This window comes from Myroides pelagicus (assembly GCF_009711055.1).
In the GTDB taxonomy this organism is placed as follows: Bacteria; Bacteroidota; Bacteroidia; order Flavobacteriales; family Flavobacteriaceae; genus Flavobacterium; species Flavobacterium pelagicum.
Genome location: NZ_WMJY01000052.1, coordinates 1 through 15,383 on the forward strand (window position 1 = coordinate 1; position 15,383 = coordinate 15,383).

Genomic DNA, 15,383 nt, shown 5'->3' on the forward strand with positions numbered 1-15,383 from the left:
ATGACTAATGTTGCATTTATAACTTGAATTCACGTAGGGAAATAATAGTATTTCAAAAAATATAAAAGATAGCATGCCTTCTATTTGAAAAGTGACCACATATTGTTTAGTTAGAGAAAAAACAACTTATGGTTCAGTATTACACCGCATGGACACATATTAGATAATCTATATCTGCATTTTCCCCTCCTCAATAGGAGGCTGCCAAAACAGTTCTTGAAAATTTTGTACTTTATTGTCGATCACAATAACTCCTTCACTTTCTAAAAGCTGTTGCATTAAATTCGTACCATTAAAATGATGCTTTCCAGTCAGTAAACCTACGCGATTAACCACCCGATGAGCAGGCACAGTATCATCATAATGTGAGGCATTCATCGCATAACCAACCATCCGTGCTGATCGTGCAGCACCTATTGCTCGTGCGATAGCTCCATAAGTTGTCACACGTCCATGAGGAATCTGACGGGCAACTACATATACACGCTCAAAAAAATTTTGTTGGTCCATATTTATCGAAGTAACTTAAACACTGCTATCACACTGATAACCGCTGTAATCGAACCGATAATATAGTTAATATTTTTTATAATAAAAGCATCTTCTCGAGTAACCTTCTTAAAAAAATAAATATACACGTAAAACATCAGGCCCGATCCAAAAACAACACCTATTGAAAACAATATAGCACAAAGTTGCTCAAATATAGGGTAATCGTAAGTCGCTAAAGTAATACTTAAAAAAACATAAAAAGGAATAGAAAACACATTAATAGAAGCAAGTAAGAGTCCTTGTAAATAAGGATTCTTTCTTTTTAAAGTTGCCTCTTTGCTTTTCTTTTTCTCTTTGCGTTTCGCAAAGAAAAAGAAATAAACGGTCAAACACGTAAAAATAACGAGACCTATTTCGTGTAATGCCTCAGTAATCGCTGGGCTCGAATCTATTAATCGAGAAAAGAAAACGGCTATATAAGTCTGAAAAAAAATCACAGTAAGGGCACCACAAATATAGGTAAAAGCATCTCGGTAGCCGTATTGCTGTGAGATTTTCACTGCAGTCATGTTCAGCAGTCCTGGTAAAGATACACCAAAGACTGCCGCTACAAAACCGTATAGTAGTAATAATAAACCGTCTACTCCCATCCTATTTGATTCTAAATTGGATATATGTAATTGCCTTATTCTCTTCTAAATATTGTGACTCGTAAAAAGTTTGAATTTCTGTAACTACTGATGGAGCACCTTCATTCTTATAGACATGATGATTGGCGTAAATTACCTCATGCCCTTCTCCATGTAAAAGACCTAAAGTATAACCATGCATAAACTCACTATCCGTCTTAAGGTTCATAATACCATCAGCGGTAAGAATTCTTTTATATCGTTGTAAAAATTCTGAATTAGTCAAACGATGCTTCGTACGTTTGTATTTAATCTGAGGATCAGGGAAAGTAATCCAGATCTCACTCACCTCTCCAGAAGCAAAAGCATGTTCTATTAATTCAATTTGCGTACGCAAAAAAGCAACATTTGTCATTCCTGATTCTACTGCAGTCTTAGCTCCACGCCAAAAGCGCGCGCCTTTGATATCAATACCAATGAAGTTTTTTTCAGGAAAACGCTTAGCTAATTCAACGGTATACTCTCCTTTTCCACAACCTAATTCCAATACAATAGGATTGTCATTGTGAAACACCTCTTTCGCCCAGTTACCTTTCTGTGGTAGATTAGCAACCATTTCTTCTCTAGTTGGTTGGAAAACGTTACCAAATGTTTCGTTCTCTCTAAAGCGTTTTAATTTATTTTTACTTCCCACGATAATATTTGTTTAGAAAAATTTGAGCAAAAGTAATTATTTAAACCTAAAATGTAACAAGTTATTCCATTTAGATTAACACTATTCTTCTTCCATAATCTCTTCATACGCTTCTTTAGAAGCCTTTTCTATCGTAAAAGAAAACTCAGAGCCGTAGCCAAAGCTACTCTCTACATAAATATGTTCTCCATGGGCTTCCACAATATGCTTAACAATAGATAGTCCTAGTCCAGAGCCTCCAACTTTTCTATTACCTGACTTATCCACTCGGAAAAAGCGTTCAAACAAACGAGGAATGAATTCTTTCTTAATTCCTTCTCCATTGTCTGTCACGCGAATAATCAGCTTATTCTTGATCAAATCTTCGATACTTACTTCCGTCGTTCCTTTATTTTTACCATATTTAATAGAGTTGCTAACAAGATTAGTCAATACTTGGCTAATGCGGTCGCGATCCCCTCTCACATAAATAGGCTTAGGATACTTCATATCAAACATTAAAGTAATATCACGCTTATTCGCTCTATATTCTAAAAAGTCAAACACTTCTTGAACACAAGCAACAATATCAAATACTGTTGTTTCTAAATGAATATTACCCGCTTCTAAACGAGAAATCATATCTAAATCACGGATAATAAACGTCAATCGGTCAACCCCCGACATTGCACGTTCCAAGTATTGATCCCGAATTTCCAAATCATCAATAGCACCATCTTGTAAAGTCTCTAGATAGCTTTGTATCGTATATAACGGTGTCTTGATTTCGTGAGAAATGTTACCTAAGTAATCACGGCGATATTCCTCGCGCACTTGAAGCGATTCAATTTCAATTTTCTTGTTTGTCGCAAACTTCTCAATCTCTTCCGTAAGCGTTTGCATATCTGTAGTTACTGCACTCGAACGAAGATCAGTATGCTCTAAAAGAGAGACTTTGTCATAAATTTTCTTGACTCTTCGATAGATGAAATTCTCTACGCGATACTGGATAATAAAAAACGATATAAAAAAAACAAATACACTATGCAATGAATACATCCACCAAGCTATATCTGTGAAAAAAAGCACTAAAGGCATCAATAATACAAAGCAATATAACGTTATATATAGTGATGACTTTAGTGCAAACTTATAGGACTTTTTAAATTTAACCGACATTAATCCTCGTTATTTTCAAACTTATACCCTACTCCTTTGATCGTCTTAAAGTAATTGTCTCCAATCTTTTCACGTAATTTACGAATGTGAACATCAATCGTTCTACCACCTACAATTACGTCCATTCCCCAGATAGTCTCTAATATCTCTTCACGAGTAAATACATACCCTGGTTTTGATGCCATTAAAAACAATAATTCAAATTCTTTTCGGGGTAATACTAACTCTTCTCCTTTATAAATTGCTTTGTAAGTATTTTTATCAATTAAAAAATGACCTCTTTTCACAATATTATCATCCATAAGCTCCTCAACCTTAACTCTTCTAAGCAAAGATTGGATCTTACTCACAATCACTTTTTGACGAATAGGTTTCGTTAAATAATCATCAGCTCCAGCAGCAAAACCAGCCAGTTGAGAAAAGTCTTCTTCACGAGCTGTTAAGAACACAATAACCGTGTCTTTAAAACCTTCCATACTACGAATTTCTTCACAAGCAACAATACCATCCATTTGTGGCATCATAACGTCAAGTATAATTAGATCAGGTCGGTGTTCCTTTGCTTTCTGAACAGCTTCAATACCATTTTCAGCTGTTACTAATTTAAATCCTTCTTTCCTCAAATTATATACCAGAGGTTCTATATTTTGAGCTTCATCGTCGGCGATTAAGATAGTTATATCTTCATTTTTCATAATAAAGTCGTGTGTTTTTTACGGGTTCAAAGATAGAATAATCTAAAATACGAAATATTAAGTTTACATTAATTTAATGTCATAACAATTTTATAACACTAGCTTAATTATTTCATAAAGCTCACTTAACCGCTATTTTACATACAGTTAAGTTATTTGCACTCAAAACACAACTTAATTATTTATGAAGCTATTAAACATAGTTGCAGCTCTTGCAACTACCTGTGCAGTACAAGCACAAGCAATTAAAATATCAGGTACAGTAAGCCATGATATGACTCAAGAACCATTAGCCTTTGCTACTGTAAGTTTAAAAGACAATACTATCGGTACAAATACGGATATAAATGGTAAATACGAATTAGATTTAAAACCAGGAACACATACATTAGTATTCCAATATTTAGGATACACAACAGCGGAGAAAACAATTACTGTTGCAGAAGGAAAGCCAACGACCTTTAATATGGGATTAGCTGAAGAAAGTATAGAATTAGAAGGAGTAGTAGTACAAGCTACACGATCAAAAACTAGAGAGTCTGCACTATTATTAGATCAACAAAAAGCAGCTGAAATCAAACAGCACATTGGTTCACAAGAGCTAGCTCGTAAAGGAGTAAGTGATGTAGCTGCTGCTGTAGTTAAAACAACAGGTGTAGCTAAACAAGAAGGATCTGGAACAATCTTCGTAAGAGGATTAGGTGATCGATACAATAGTACAGCTTTAAATGGATTGCCTTTAGCTTCTAATGACCCAGAAAAGAAAAATATTGACCTTAATATCTTTTCAACAGATATCGTTGAATATATATCTATTGACAAAACATATGGTGTAAGACAATACGGAGATATGGCAGGTGCCAATATTGACATCATGTCTAAAAAGCACACAGGTAAAGATTTCTTAGAAGTAGGAATAGGCACAAACATCAACAGCAATGCTGTAAGCGAATCAAACTTCTACTCAATCGCAGATAGAAACTCATTTGGCTTTTCAAAAACAGACATCCCAAATAACCCGCTAGAAGCATTCACATTTGCTCACTCAGCACAAACTGAAAAAAAAACACCAATAGGTTCTAGTATTAATCTTAACGCTGGAAAATCTTTCTTCTTTGGGGCAGAATCTTCTCTAGACTTATTTGCTACTGTAGCCTTTGGAAACAAATTTAGCTACAAAGAAGGTCTTACTGGATCGGTACAAGCACAAGATGTATATACTAAAAAATTAAATAGACAAGTCTATGAATACAGCACAAATACAACAGCTATGTTCAATGCAGACTATAAAATCAATCCTAAACACAGTATTAAATACAACTTCTTATTTATCAATGACTCTAAAGAAGCTAATGAACAGTATACTGGGTATGTAAGAGATATCACTCCAGAAAATGAAAATAGTGAAACGCTAATTACTAGAGGAACATATAGACAAGATCGTTTATTCGTTAATCAATTATTAGGTGATCACAAAATCAACGACCAATTTAAAATAAAATGGGGAGCGGCATACAACAATGTATCTGCGCAAACACCAGACAGACAACAATACACATTCAATAAAAATGCTAATGGTGATTATGCATTCTCTATAAACTCGAGAGCAGATAACAACCGTTATTTTGAAGATCTTATTGAAGATGAATTAGCAGCAAATGCAGCTGTTGAATACAGCTTTGGTAAAAATAGCGAAAACCTATATAATGGTAAATTAACAGTAGGATATAACTACCGCCAAAAGAATAGAGATTTCAAAGCAACACAATTTAACTTTGCCATAGATAGAAATCACTACACTAATGTAGATCCAAACAACCTTGACAATTTCTTTAATCAAGGAAACTTTGAAAACGGCTATTTCCAAACATTTACCTATAGAGGAGGTGCAAATACACCAAATGCATTAAAACCTCAAACATATACAGGTGACCTAACTATTCACGCTGGTTTTGCAAATGTGGAGTATCGCTTATCAGATCGTTTATCAGGGGTTATTGGAGCACGATTTGAAACAATCACTCAAAACGTAGAGTGGCAAACACAATTAGATGCTGTAGGAAGTAGTAATGAACTAACAAAAAATGCTTTCCTTCCAAGTCTTTCATTAAAATATGAACTAACAGATTTACAAAACTTACGTCTAGCTGCATCTAAAACATATACCTTACCACAGTTTAAAGAAAGAGCGTTATTCATCTATCAAGATGTAACAGAGTCTAAAGTAGGTAACCCATTTGTATATGCATCTGATGACTATAACTTAGACTTGAAGTGGGAAATGTTCCCGACAAATGACGAAGTATATTCGGCGACAGTCTTCGGTAAATACATTCAAAACCCAATCAATGAAGTGACAATCTCATCAGCTGCAAATGACATCTCTTATGTAAACACAGGTGATTATGGATATGCAGTAGGAGTTGAAATTGAAGTAAGAAAAAACCTAGTCTCTTTTGACGATGTAAATACTAATAAATTGACAGGAGGATTAAATGCTTCTTGGATGAAAACATACCAAGAATTAGATAATGAAAAAGTAGCAAAAGAGAACCCTACAAGTACAAGCTTCACAAATGAAAACTCAGCATTCACAGGAGCTTCAGACTTACTATTAAATGCAGACATTTCTTATATCAAAGAGTGGGGAGAAAAGAACTTAACAGCAACTTTATCTTATGCGCATTTCTCAGACAAACTTTATGCTCTGGGTACACAACAAAAAGGAGATTTAGTAGATAAAGCATTCGGAATGTTAGACTTTGCTTTTAAAATGAAGTTTAACGAGAACTTTGGTATTAGCTTAAATGCTAAGAATTTATTAAACCCTGCTATCGAAAGAAAACAAGAAAATAAAACACAAGATGTATTAGTACAATCTTACAAATTAGGAACAAATCTTAGCGTTGGATTGAAATACACTTTTTAAACAAAAGCATAAATTCTAGATCTAAATACGAAAGACAGGCCATCGAAAAATTTGATAGCCTGTCTTTTTTTATCAATACTTAAAAAAGCTAATTCAAACACAGTAAGCAAAGGTGAAAAAACAGCACTTATTTCTTTACAGAATTTATTATTAATAATTAGTTCACAGCTACTTAACCTTCAAATAACATAAGAATATAATATTTGCATCAACAAAATAAGTAACACAATTAAATTATGAAAAAATTATTTAGAAACGGATTATCAGTATTAGCATTATCAGTAGCAATTGCAAGTTGTTCTTCATCTGACGATTCAAACAATGAAGGAGGTAATGGTATTGGAGACAATGGTAAAATTGGGGGGCTGATAACTAAAGGCCAAACATTAACATTAGAAAAAAATAAAGAATATAAACTTGATTCAAAATTAGTAGTTGAAGATGGTGGTTTATTAGTAATCCAAGAAGGAGCTAAAATTATTGGGACAGGAGGAACTTCTGCTTATATAGCTGTATCTCAAGGAGCTAAAATAAATGTACAAGGAACTTCAACTAATCCAGTAGTAATGACTTCAGCTGAGAAAACTAGAGGTAGCTGGGGAGGTTTAGTAATCTTAGGAAAAGCTCCTATAAACTTAGAATCGAAAACTGCACAATCAGAAGTTGCTGATTTAACTTACGGAGGAGACATAGCAGATGATAACTCAGGATCAATCAAATATTTAAGAATTGAGTACGCAGGAGCTAACTTTAGCTCTGAAAAAGAGTTCAATGGATTATCTATGTTTGGAGTTGGTTCAGGAACAGTAATCGAATACGTACAAGCACACGAAGGGTCAGATGACGGGTTTGAGTGGTTTGGAGGAACAGTTAGTGCAAAATACTTAGTATCGACAAACAACGAAGATGATCAGTTTGACTGGACACAAGGATGGTCTGGACAAAATAATGAAAATTGGTATGCTAAGAGAACGGAAGGAAACAGAGGTATAGAAGCAGATAATAATGGTGATAACAACCTTGCTACTCCTTACTCTAATCCTAAAATCAAAAATATCACATTATTAGGAACAGTAGAAGGTAAAGAAGCTCAAGCCTTAAAACTACGCGAGGGTACTAAAGGACAATTAGAAAATGTATATGTTGATTCATGGTCAGTTGGAGCTGATATCCAACATGATCAAACAATCACAAATGTAAATAATGGAGAATTACTTGTTAATGGTATCGAATTTGGTCCAAACGTAGAAGTGAAATACAAAGGAACTAAAAGTGATAAAACAAGTGTTGATGTAAGCAAAGCTATTGTTGAAAAAGCAAATAACGGAGCTGGAAACAAAGACAAAGCACCTGAATGGACTAAAGGTTGGACTGTAGGCTTAGAATAGTAAATAAGTAAATAAAATGTGTTAGAAAAAAGTTTTGCTTGCAAAAGCAAAGCTTTTTTCTTTTTTATTTCAATTATTATAATTACTTTTATGCTAAATAATTACGTATATGGCAAAGAAATACTTTTATACTCTTTTAACAATCATTGGTCTAATAGCGACTAGTACTGCATTTGCACAAACTAGAATACAACCAAATGATGCACGATATTCTACTCAGAGTATTGAGGGACTTTCTATATACCCTAATCCTGTTGTTAATAACAGTAAGATGTACATAGAGTCTACTAAAAATGCTCCTAAAGAAGTTGAACTATACAATGTTGTAGGTAAAAAGATGTTTCAAGTTACCTTAAACTCTAAGGAACTTGTACTACCATATAGTGTTAATGCAGGTATTTATATTATGAAGATTACAGAAGAAAATGCCACAGCAACACGTAAGATAATAGTGAAATAAATTATTTATAAAATATACTAATCAAAGCATCAAATAAGTTTGATGCTTTTTTTATTTGTATTTTTGCACAAATGTTCAAGCCGTGTTTACACCTCAAGATATTATACAAATACAGACTAAAAAAGAGTTTCATAAAATCACAATGAAAGTCTATCGTTTTCAATATGAAAACAACCCTGTATATAAGAACTTCTGCGATCTAATTAAAAAGACACCTATGGAAGTTAATAACATACATGATATCCCGTTTCTACCAATTGAATTCTTTAAATCTAAAGATGTATTAAGCAGTACGGATCCAATAGTGCTAACCTTCACAAGTAGCGGTACTACAGGTATGATTACAAGCAAACATCACATCACTAATCTTGATTACTACGAAGAGAGTTTCAGAAGTGCATTTAAATACTTCTATGGCAACATCGAAAACTATGTTGTTTTAGCGCTTTTGCCAGCCTATTTAGAACGCGAAGGTTCTTCTTTAATATACATGGTTGATGACTTAATAAAAGCCTCTAATCAGCCTGAAAGTGGCTTTTACTTAAACAATTATCAAGAGATAGCATCAACACTTACCAACTTAGATAAAGATGGAAGAAATGTCTTACTAATTGGCGTTACTTATGCTTTACTGGATCTAATAGAACTACAGCACTTCCAGCTTAACAATACAATTATTATGGAGACTGGTGGAATGAAAGGGAGACGAAAAGAAATGATCCGAGAGGAACTTCATGACACATTATGTAGAGGCTTTGGAGTAAATAAAATTCATTCTGAATATGGCATGACAGAGCTGCTTTCTCAAGGATATTCAATGGGAGACGGAGTCTTTGAGTGTCCACCATGGATGGATATATTAACAAGAGATCCAGAAGATGCATTAAGCTATGTGGAAGAAGGTAAAACAGGAGGTATCAATGTAATTGACCTTGCTAATATCAATTCTTGCTCGTTTATTGCAACTCAAGATTTAGGAAGAAAATACAGCGATGGTAGTTTTGAAGTCCTTGGTAGATTTGACAACTCAGACATTAGAGGATGTAACCTAATGGTCGTTTAATACATAAACAAGAAGAGGATAGCGAATGGGCTATCCTCTTCTTGTTTATCACAACTTGAATAATTAACGTCGATTCATATATATCATCACATAGTACAACAAAGTACCTAAAGAAGAAATTGCAGCTACAACGTATGTTCTAGCAGCCCAGCTCAAAGCATCTTTTGAACCCACATATTCTTGTGGAGTAACTATATGTTTAGCTTTTAGCCATTTTAATGCTCTATTACTTGCATCATACTCTACTGGTAAGGTAACAAATGAAAATATAGTTGTCAAAGCAAACAATCCTATTCCAAACAATAACAATTGTGGAAAAGAATTAAGCAACAATACTCCTCCCAATAATACCCATGAAACAATATTTGATGAGAAGCTAACTACTGGTACTAACTTAGAACGCATAGTCAACCAATGATAAGCAGTAGCGTGCTGTACCGCATGACCTACCTCATGTGCAGCTACCGCTGCTGCTGCTGCATTGCGCTCATTATACACTGCTTCAGATAAATTTACTGTTTTATCAGCAGGGTTATAATGATCTGTTAGGCGTCCTGGTGTAGATATAACTCTAACATCTCGAATACCGTGATCCAGAAGCATCTGCTGCGCAATCTCTGCACCACTCATACCATTCTGCAAATGCACTTTTGAATAGTGCTCGAACTTAGACTTCAACTTATACTGTATGTAATAGCTAGCACCCATCATAGCTATCATAATAATCCAAATCATATAAATAGTTTTAATTAAAGAATATTCTACAAAATTTACGCCAAACAACAACTAGGACATTTTGTCAGATTTTAGACATAAAAAAGGTTGCCTCAAATGAGGCAACCTTCATATTATAATATAAAAGCTAGACTATTTAAGCTTCTTCTTAACTTCAACCTCTTGGAAAGCTTCAATAGTATCGTACTCCTTAATATCGTTGTAATTCTTAATCTGAATACCACAATCATATCCTTTAGATACCTCTTTAACATCATCTTTGAAGCGTTTTAAAGCTGCAAATTCACCTGTATAGATTACCACACCTTCACGAATCAAACGAATTCTAGAGTTACGGTAAATCTTACCATCAATAACCATACATCCAGCAATAGTACCAACTTTTGAAATTTTGAACAACTCACGGATCTCTGCCGTACCAGTTACTTCTTCTTTCAACTCAGGAGATAACATACCTTCCATAGCATCCTTCACATCATCAATAGCATCATATATAATTGAATAATTACGGATATCGATTTCTTCTTTATCTGCCAATTGCTTAGCTGAAGCCATCGGACGAACATTAAATCCAATAATAATCGCATCTGAAGCAGAAGCTAACAATACGTCAGATTCTGTAATTGCTCCAACACCTTTATGAATAATATTGATTTGAATCTCTTCTGTTGATAATTTAGAGAACGAATCAGAAAGTGCCTCTACAGAACCATCCACGTCTCCTTTTAATATTATATTCAACTCTTTAAAGTCTCCTAATGCAATACGACGACCGATCTCTGCAAGCGTAATATGACGTTGTGCACGAACAGATTGTTCACGAATTAATTGCGTACGTTTTGCAGCAATTTGTTTTGCTTCTTTCTCCTCCTCAAACACATTGAATTTATCACCTGCTGTAGGCGCTCCATCTAAACCTAAGATAGAAATTGGACGAGATGGTCCTGCTTCTTTTACAGAATTACCACGTTCATCATGCATTGCACGAATTTTACCATGACTACAACCTGCTAATAGATAATCTCCAATTTTCAATGTTCCACCTTGTACTAATACTGTTGAAACATATCCACGTCCTTTATCCAAGTAAGCTTCAACAACTGTTCCTTGAGCTAATTTATTAGGATTAGCTTTCAACTCAAGCATTTCAGACTCAAGCAATACTTTTTCTAATAATTCATTAACATTAAGACCTTGCTTAGCTGAGATATCTTGAGATTGGTAAGTACCACCCCACTCTTCAACTAACAAGTTCATTGCTGCTAATTTTTCTTTTATTTTATCTGGATTAGCCGTTGGCTTATCAATCTTATTAATTGCAAAAATAATAGGAACACCAGCTGCTTGTGCGTGACTAATTGCTTCTTTTGTTTGAGGCATGATATCATCATCCGCTGCAATAACAATAATAACAATATCCGTTACTTGAGCACCTCTAGCACGCATCGCTGTAAACGCCTCGTGACCAGGTGTATCTAAGAATGTGATTTTTTGTCCCCCTTCTAATGTTACACCATAAGCACCAATATGCTGTGTAATTCCTCCTGACTCACCAGCAATAACATTTGCTTTACGAATATAATCCAATAACGATGTTTTACCGTGATCAACGTGTCCCATTACAGTAACAATTGGAGCTCTTGGTAATAAATCTTCTGGTCTATCTGGAGCTTCTTCAATAGTTTCTTCTAAATCAGCTGTAGTAAAGTCAACTTCATATCCAAACTCATCTGCAACAATCGTTAATGTCTCGGCATCTAAACGCTGATTCATCGTAACCATAATACCTAATGACATACAAGTACCGATAACCTTAGTGATAGGTACTTCCATCATAGTAGCTACCTCCCCTACAGTAACGAACTCAGTAACTTTTAATACTTTACTTCCTTCTTCTAATGCTTTTAACTCTTCGTCAGACTTTTTCTTGTGAATATCACGTTTGTCACGACGGTATTTAGCTGCTTTAGACTTGTTACCTTTTCCTTGTAGACGCTCAAGCGTTTCTTTAATCTGGTTTTTAACCTCTTCTTCAGTTGGTTCAGCTTTTACCACAGGAGTAGTGTTTCTCTTTTGGTTACGATTACCAAACTTTCCTCCACCGTTATTATTGCGGTTGTTATTGTTATTGCGGTTATTATTACCTCCTTTAGAATTGTTATTATTCTGACGATTTGTATTATTATCCCCAGTATTACCACCTGCAGTTGTATTGGAATTTGTAGGTTTAGCTATACGCTTTCTTCTATTTTTACCAGCACCGGCAGCATTACCTTCTTTGGCATTATTTCCTTTCTTGACATCTTCTTTCTTCTTTTTAGGTTTGTCAAATTGAGATAAATCAATTGTCTTACCAGTAAAAGTAGTACCTGAAAGCTTTTGATAGTTAGTCTTGATCACCTCATCACCTAATTTAGGCTCTACTTGGTTATCAACTTCTTCTTGTTTCGGGTTCTGCTTTTTATCAGAAGAGTCTTTTACTATTACAGTTTGTTTCTGTTGTGACTTATTTACTTCTTTCTTAGCTTCCACTTGCTTTTCCGTATTCGTTATTTTAGTTGCCTCTTGAGCATCAACTTTTGGAGCTTCTTTCTTTTCTTCAGCCTTGACAGCTTTCTTTTCAGTAACAGGGACAGTAGACTTCTCAACTTTTTTAGTCTCAGTCTCCACTACAGTTGTTTTATTCTCAACTTCCTCCACCTTTTTAGACTCGCCTGAAGCAACTTTAGTTTTCTTAGGTTCAAGATCGATCTTACCAACTGTTTTAATAGCAGCAATTTCTTCTGCTTTAGCTCTGATAATCTCCTGTTCACGTTTGATACGTGCTTCTTCTTGTTTTTTCTTCTCTTCAAGCTCTTTATCGCGCTCCAATTTCAATGCTTCCTTATCTTTCTTTCTCTCTTCGTTTACCTCAATAGAAGCTTCTTTCTTACCCTTATCGGCAGAAAATTGTTTACACAAAACACTGTATTCTTCTTTAGAAATTTTAGCATTTGGTGTTGCATCGATTTCATATCCTTTGCCTTTCAAAAAGTCCACGGCTCTATCGAGAGAAATATTTAATTCCCTTAAAACTTTATTTATTCTAATTGCTCTTTCTTCAGACATATTATCTTTTTAGTGTATTAAATGTGTTGTGTTGTTCAGTATAGCTAACTAGTCTTCAAACTCATTCTTAAGGATATTTATCACTTCTACGATAGTCTCCTCTTCTAAGTCTGTTCTTCTTACTAGCTCCTCTACACCAAGATTCAATACGCTCTTCGCTGTATCCAATCCTATTTTACTCAGTTCTTCAATCACCCAATCTTCGATCTCGTCGTTGAATTCTCTTAATTCCACATCATCGTCCTCTGGGTCTAGCTCACGCATTACATCGATATCGTACCCTGTCAACATTCCAGCCAACTTAATGTTTTGACCTCCTCTACCAATCGCACGTGAAACTTCTTCTAAATCTAGATATACATTCGCTTTGTTTGTACCTTCTATGATTTCTACTTTATTAATACGAGCAGGCGCTAATGCACGCTTAATGAAAAGCTCTGTATTATCAGTATAGTTAATTACGTCAATATTTTCATTCCCTAACTCACGAACAATTCCGTGGATTCTTGATCCCTTCACACCTACACATGCTCCTACTGGATCAATTCTATCATCATAAGTATCTACTGCAACCTTAGCTTTTTCACCTGGAATACGCACTACTCTTTTAATAGTAATTTCACCTGATTCGATCTCTGGTATTTCTTGTTCAAACAACTTCTCTAAGAACTTAGATGATGTTCTTGACATAACAATTTGTGGCTTAGATCCTTTTAATTCTACTGCCTCAATAATTCCTTTTACTGTATCTCCCTTTCTAAAGAAATCTGATGGAATCTGTTGATCTTTTGGTAAAACAATCTCATTTTTACCCTCATCCATCAAAATTACAATTTTTGGACGTGCATGATGAACTTCTGCAGAATATATTTCCCCTACTAAGTCTTTAAACTGTTTGTATAAACTCGTATTATCGTGCTCTGTTACTTTTGAGTATAAATTTTGACGTAGTGCTAAAATCGCTCTTCTGTCAAGTCCTTCTAACTTCACTTCTTCAGAAACTTCCTCTCCTACTTCAAAATCGGACTCTATTCTTCTTGCTTCTGATAAAGAAATCTCAGCATTTTCATCTTCAACCTCACCATCAGCTACAACAATTCTATTTCTAAACACCTGACAGTCTCCTTTATCAGGGTTAACAATAATATCAAAATTATCGTCCGAGCCATATTTCTTCTTCAAGGCGTTTTTCAATACGTCTTCAAGAATAGCCATTAATGCTACACGCTCAATTGCTTTTTCGTCTTTAAATTCTGAGAATGAATCTACTAAATCTCTATTCTCCATCTGATTTTCTATTTTTTTAAAATGAAATTATAACACTTGCTTCTTTTATACTATCAAAAGGAATCGTCACTTCCTTTTCTACAGTCACCTTACCTTTTCCTATTGGTTTCGGTTCTCTCGTTTTCCACTTTAGAGTCAACTTATCTTCTGCAATCTGATCTAGCGTTGCCTCTATCTTTTCTCCTTCCAAAGTTACCACTTTTAATTTTCTACCAACATTCTTATGGTATTGTCTTAAAAGTTTCAAAGGAGCTGTAGCCCCCGCTGAAGCCACTTCTAATGCAAAATCCTCTTCTTCTCTATCTAAATTATGCTCAATAGCTCTACTTACATTAATACAATCCTGTAACACTACCCCTTCATCACCATCAATAACCACAACTATCTTGTTGTCAGACGATATTGTAAAGTCTATCAAAAACAAGTCTGTATACTCCTCAAATGCCTGATCTATTAACTGCTGTACTTTTCCTTTTAACGTCATATGCTATAAAAAGAGGGGACTATGACGTCCCCTCATTATTTAACTTTTTTAATAAATAACGGTACAAATGTACAAAAGATTTATTACAAATAAAACTTTTGTACATTGATAATTATATCCTTAACTTTATTTAATTAATAATACAACAAACTTTATATACAAAATTAATCTAATCATGAAAAAGATTCTCATTCCTACCGATTTCTCTGAACAAGCTTATAATGCTACAAAAGCTGCTTCCGTAATTGCTAAAAAACTTAA

13 protein-coding genes are annotated in these 15,383 nt (G+C 34.5%); 4 read left to right on the forward strand and 9 right to left on the reverse strand.

Annotated elements, in window-relative coordinates; genetic code table 11:
* Positions 1-168: 168 nt before the first annotated feature.
* The 5 genes from GJV77_RS13850 to GJV77_RS13870 all read right to left on the reverse strand — a co-directional run bounded on the left by GJV77_RS13850 (position 169) and on the right by GJV77_RS13870 (position 3,668).
* Positions 169-510: an MGMT family protein gene (locus tag GJV77_RS13850; RefSeq protein ID WP_155036929.1), complete on the reverse strand. Its 342-nt coding sequence runs from the start codon at positions 508-510 to the stop codon at positions 169-171.
* Between the two features lie 2 nt (positions 511-512).
* Entirely contained in the window at positions 513-1,142 is a 630-nt protein-coding gene (locus GJV77_RS13855) for a LysE family transporter (protein ID WP_155036930.1), read from the reverse strand.
* A 1-nt stretch (position 1,143) separates the two neighbouring features.
* Positions 1,144-1,815: a tRNA (guanosine(46)-N7)-methyltransferase TrmB gene (gene trmB / locus GJV77_RS13860; protein ID WP_162521636.1), complete on the reverse strand. Its 672-nt coding sequence runs from the start codon at positions 1,813-1,815 to the stop codon at positions 1,144-1,146.
* 81 nt (positions 1,816-1,896) lie between these two features.
* Positions 1,897-2,853 (reverse strand): sensor histidine kinase, encoded by a 957-nt coding sequence (locus GJV77_RS13865; protein WP_377087146.1) that lies wholly within the window; start codon positions 2,851-2,853, stop codon positions 1,897-1,899.
* A 119-nt stretch (positions 2,854-2,972) separates the two neighbouring features.
* Positions 2,973-3,668: a response regulator transcription factor gene (locus GJV77_RS13870; RefSeq protein WP_155036932.1), complete on the reverse strand. Its 696-nt coding sequence runs from the start codon at positions 3,666-3,668 to the stop codon at positions 2,973-2,975.
* A 184-nt stretch (positions 3,669-3,852) separates the two neighbouring features.
* Here GJV77_RS13870 and GJV77_RS13875 point away from each other — a divergent pair, with 184 nt between their 5' ends.
* From GJV77_RS13875 to GJV77_RS13890, 4 genes are all read left to right on the forward strand, one after another.
* Positions 3,853-6,597: a TonB-dependent receptor gene (locus GJV77_RS13875; RefSeq protein WP_155036933.1), complete on the forward strand. Its 2,745-nt coding sequence runs from the start codon at positions 3,853-3,855 to the stop codon at positions 6,595-6,597.
* 236 nt (positions 6,598-6,833) lie between these two features.
* A complete protein-coding gene (locus GJV77_RS13880; RefSeq protein WP_155036934.1) occupies positions 6,834-7,985 on the forward strand; it encodes a hypothetical protein in 1,152 nt (383 codons plus the stop codon).
* 109 nt (positions 7,986-8,094) lie between these two features.
* Positions 8,095-8,445, forward strand: coding sequence for a T9SS type A sorting domain-containing protein (locus tag GJV77_RS13885; protein WP_155036935.1), 351 nt, complete (start codon positions 8,095-8,097; stop codon positions 8,443-8,445).
* A gap of 82 nt (positions 8,446-8,527) precedes the next feature.
* Entirely contained in the window at positions 8,528-9,508 is a 981-nt protein-coding gene (locus GJV77_RS13890; RefSeq protein ID WP_162521637.1) for a LuxE/PaaK family acyltransferase, read from the forward strand.
* Positions 9,509-9,571: 63 nt separating this feature from the next.
* Here the strand turns inward: GJV77_RS13890 and GJV77_RS13895 are convergent, their stop codons facing one another.
* The 4 genes from GJV77_RS13895 to rimP form a co-directional block, all read right to left on the reverse strand.
* Positions 9,572-10,243, reverse strand: coding sequence for a zinc metallopeptidase (locus GJV77_RS13895; protein ID WP_155036937.1), 672 nt, complete (start codon positions 10,241-10,243; stop codon positions 9,572-9,574).
* Positions 10,244-10,375: 132 nt separating this feature from the next.
* Positions 10,376-13,351, reverse strand: a complete 2,976-nt coding sequence (gene infB, locus GJV77_RS13900; RefSeq protein WP_155036938.1) for a translation initiation factor IF-2 — start codon at positions 13,349-13,351, stop codon at positions 10,376-10,378.
* Between the two features lie 48 nt (positions 13,352-13,399).
* Complete coding sequence (nusA, locus tag GJV77_RS13905) at positions 13,400-14,638, reverse strand: transcription termination factor NusA (protein ID WP_155036939.1); 1,239 nt, start codon at positions 14,636-14,638, stop codon at positions 13,400-13,402.
* A gap of 16 nt (positions 14,639-14,654) precedes the next feature.
* Positions 14,655-15,122: a ribosome assembly cofactor RimP gene (gene rimP, locus GJV77_RS13910; RefSeq protein WP_155036940.1), complete on the reverse strand. Its 468-nt coding sequence runs from the start codon at positions 15,120-15,122 to the stop codon at positions 14,655-14,657.
* Between the last annotated feature and the right edge of the window lie 261 nt (positions 15,123-15,383).

Coding starts and splice junctions, on each gene's coding strand:
- infB (WP_155036938.1), bottom strand. CDS start 13,351: ATGTCTGAAGAAAGAGCAATTAGAATAAATAAAGTTTTAAGGGAATTA.
- GJV77_RS13850 (WP_155036929.1), bottom strand. CDS start 510: ATGGACCAACAAAATTTTTTTGAGCGTGTATATGTAGTTGCCCGTCAG.
- nusA (WP_155036939.1), bottom strand. CDS start 14,638: ATGGAGAATAGAGATTTAGTAGATTCATTCTCAGAATTTAAAGACGAA.
- GJV77_RS13870 (WP_155036932.1), bottom strand. CDS start 3,668: ATGAAAAATGAAGATATAACTATCTTAATCGCCGACGATGAAGCTCAA.
- GJV77_RS13895 (WP_155036937.1), bottom strand. CDS start 10,243: ATGATTTGGATTATTATGATAGCTATGATGGGTGCTAGCTATTACATA.
- GJV77_RS13875 (WP_155036933.1), top strand. CDS start 3,853: ATGAAGCTATTAAACATAGTTGCAGCTCTTGCAACTACCTGTGCAGTA.
- GJV77_RS13880 (WP_155036934.1), top strand. CDS start 6,834: ATGAAAAAATTATTTAGAAACGGATTATCAGTATTAGCATTATCAGTA.
- GJV77_RS13865 (WP_377087146.1), bottom strand. CDS start 2,853: ATGTATTCATTGCATAGTGTATTTGTTTTTTTTATATCGTTTTTTATT.
- GJV77_RS13855 (WP_155036930.1), bottom strand. CDS start 1,142: ATGGGAGTAGACGGTTTATTATTACTACTATACGGTTTTGTAGCGGCA.
- GJV77_RS13885 (WP_155036935.1), top strand. CDS start 8,095: ATGGCAAAGAAATACTTTTATACTCTTTTAACAATCATTGGTCTAATA.
- rimP (WP_155036940.1), bottom strand. CDS start 15,122: ATGACGTTAAAAGGAAAAGTACAGCAGTTAATAGATCAGGCATTTGAG.